This window comes from Flavonifractor plautii ATCC 29863, from assembly GCF_000239295.1.
Lineage (GTDB): Bacteria > Bacillota > Clostridia > Oscillospirales > Oscillospiraceae > Flavonifractor > Flavonifractor plautii.
The window spans coordinates 1-2508 of the sequence record NZ_JH417705.1 but is presented as its reverse complement, the minus strand read 5'-3'; the positions used below and the strand labels follow the sequence as shown (position 1 = coordinate 2508).

The 2508-nt window shown below is 50.7% G+C and carries 2 protein-coding genes; both read right to left on the bottom strand.

Annotated elements, in window-relative coordinates; genetic code table 11:
* Positions 1-109: 109 nt before the first annotated feature.
* Complete coding sequence (locus HMPREF0372_RS06370) at positions 110-1921, bottom strand: reverse transcriptase/maturase family protein (RefSeq protein ID WP_007489947.1); 1812 nt, start codon at positions 1919-1921, stop codon at positions 110-112.
* 372 nt (positions 1922-2293) lie between these two features.
* Positions 2294-2508 (bottom strand): hypothetical protein (locus tag HMPREF0372_RS20320; protein ID WP_207635673.1); only part of this gene is annotated, 215 nt, incomplete at its 5' end.

Genomic DNA, 2508 nt, shown 5'->3' with positions numbered 1-2508 from the left:
GTGGGCTAAACTATAGACGCCTTACCGCCTCGCGGCGGCGGGTTTTCCATAGCTCGCCCCCGAACCGTACTTACACCTCTCGATGTATACGGCTCTCTATTTATCCACCCTACGAATTTGTGATTGTTTTGTAGCAGTCCTCGCACACAATTAGCGTCTTGCGGCGCTTTTTCAACATAAATTGTTCCCAGGGCTCGTTGCCGGAAAGACTTTTCAGGTTCTTCACCTGGTAAATCATAACCGGGAGTTCATTTTTACAGCACAGCTCACAGTATCCGGTCATAAATCTGGCAATGACTTCCTTGGGTCGGATGGAGTATCTATAGTCCGGCGTTGTGTCCATGTCTAATTTAGACGGCGCACTTTTCCGGAAACCGTTATGGTAGAACTCGGCCCGTTTTATCCCGTGTTTTGTTTCGTATTCTATGCCAAATATGCGGTCTCTCGTATATTTCTTCTTGACTTTCGCTGCGGAGCACCGCATTTTCCTTGCGATAGTCTTATACATGCTGTACTCCATGACATAGCAAAACTTGTTCAGGACAGATACATTCCGTGCCAGACGATAATAGTTGTAGATACCCCGGATTTCTCCGTTGAATTGTGCGAGGATTTCAATAGGTTCTTTGTTTTGCAAGCCGTTCCTTGCCACAGGCATCCAAATTTCTTTCCCCGTGCCATCCTTTTGTATATTAAGCGCCCTATACTCTTGCAGTTTACCCATCCATTTTTCCTTTGGAAGCAGGAGGACAACGCGCCCATTATAGGCTCGCTTTACGCCGCCCTTTGTCTTTTTGACCGCCTGATTCTTGCTGATGGTGATGTCGTATCCCAGGAATCTTGCCTTGTCATGTCCGTGGGTAATCAGGGTTTTCTCAGGCGACATGGTGAGGTTCAATTCCTGTTTCAGAAATTCACTGACGGCGGTCTTGATTTGTTCGGCGTCCGCTTTATTTCCAATCACGCCAATTAGAAAATCATCGGCGTAACGGACATATAGAACTCTGCGATAGTTGGGGTCCATTGGCTCCCGACTGGGGGTAGATAGCAGGATTGCCTGTAATTTCTTCTGCATGACTTTGGCGTCTTTCCGTTCTTCTTCGCTCATGGTGTTCCATTTTTTGGCGTTTCGTTCTCTGGTTCGCGCATAGTGGTGGTTGGCATTGACATAGTCGTTGCTGAACCGCCGCTTGTCGCCCTTGCCGAATTGCGCCCGGAGCTTTTCCATGAACAGGTCCAGCTCGTTCATATAGATATTCGCCAAGAGTGGACTTACCCCGGAGCCCTGCGGCGTGCCACTGTAGGTCTGGTGCTTCATCCAGTCCTCCAGATACCCGGCCCGGAGCAGCTTCCAAATCAGGTCTATGAAAGCCTCGTCCTTTATCCTTCGTTTCAGAATGTTGACCAGGATGTGGTGGTCGATGTTGTCGAAACACCCTTTGATGTCGCCCTCCACAAACCAGCTGACGCCGGTGAAGGTTTTCTGTATCTGCGACAGGGCGGTATGACAGCTTTTTCCGGGCCGAAAACCATGAGATGTGCTTTGAAAGGTCGGTTCATAGATGCTTTCTAAAATCATGCGAACGGCTTCTTGTACCAGTTTGTCGTCTGCCGCCGGGATACCCAGCGGGCGCAGCCCGTTTCCACTTTTCTTGGGGATGTACTGCCTCCTGGCGGGGTGGGGTTGATAACTGCGGTCCCGCAGTTTTTTAATCAGGGACTCAATTCGCTTCAGGCTCATACCGCTGAGGGTAGCGCCATCTGCTCCAGCCGTCGTACTCCCCTTGTTCGCATATAGGTTCTGATAGGCCAGAAGGTAGAGCTGAGGGTTATACAGGTTGCGGTAAAGACGCTCATACTGGTAATGCGCTTTCTGCGCGTGCTTTCGTAGGGTTTCCAATACTGTCTGTGGACTTCTCATAGTGCCTCACGCACCTTTCCTTTTCAGTATCAGGGGATAAACTGCCACCCTTCGCCATGTGGACGCCATTAACGCCCTCGGACTACTATGGTGGCTCCGTGACCGTGCCGGATATTCAGGCCCAGGCCATAGCTGTTTCCAGCGTTCCGGTTTAGGTCATCTCCGGTTAGAACTATGCAAATTGGCCTGTTCTGCTGTCGGATGCGACTTCCGTCATTTCCCGCTGACTGCGGGCGGCTGATATGGATGTGTACGCATTTGGCGATTTACCTTCACCACTTGCCCATATCACACGGCGCATATAGTCATCTTTTCGCCGTGGCGGACGATAACGCTCCTCTGACTATCGTTCAGGCAGTTTGGCTTTCATCCTCATGCAGAACTTTTCATCTTGGCACTCAGTCGCAGCGTGATGACTGGCTGACTTATGCCTTTTCCGGCGTGCTGTGTTCCCCTTGGGATTTCTCTTGCGGGTAAGCCGGATGATGACAGGGTTTCAGATTTCACATTTTCCCTTCCACTTGCCAAAGGTGGAATTTGCATAGTCCCGCGCTGCCTGCGTTGCTTCAGGCGGCTTCCGGACGCAC

Bases quoted from the DNA above. Each gene is read 5' to 3' on its own strand.
- HMPREF0372_RS06370 (WP_007489947.1), bottom strand. From the start codon at position 1,921: ATGAGAAGTCCACAGACAGTATTGGAAACCCTACGAAAGCACGCGCAG.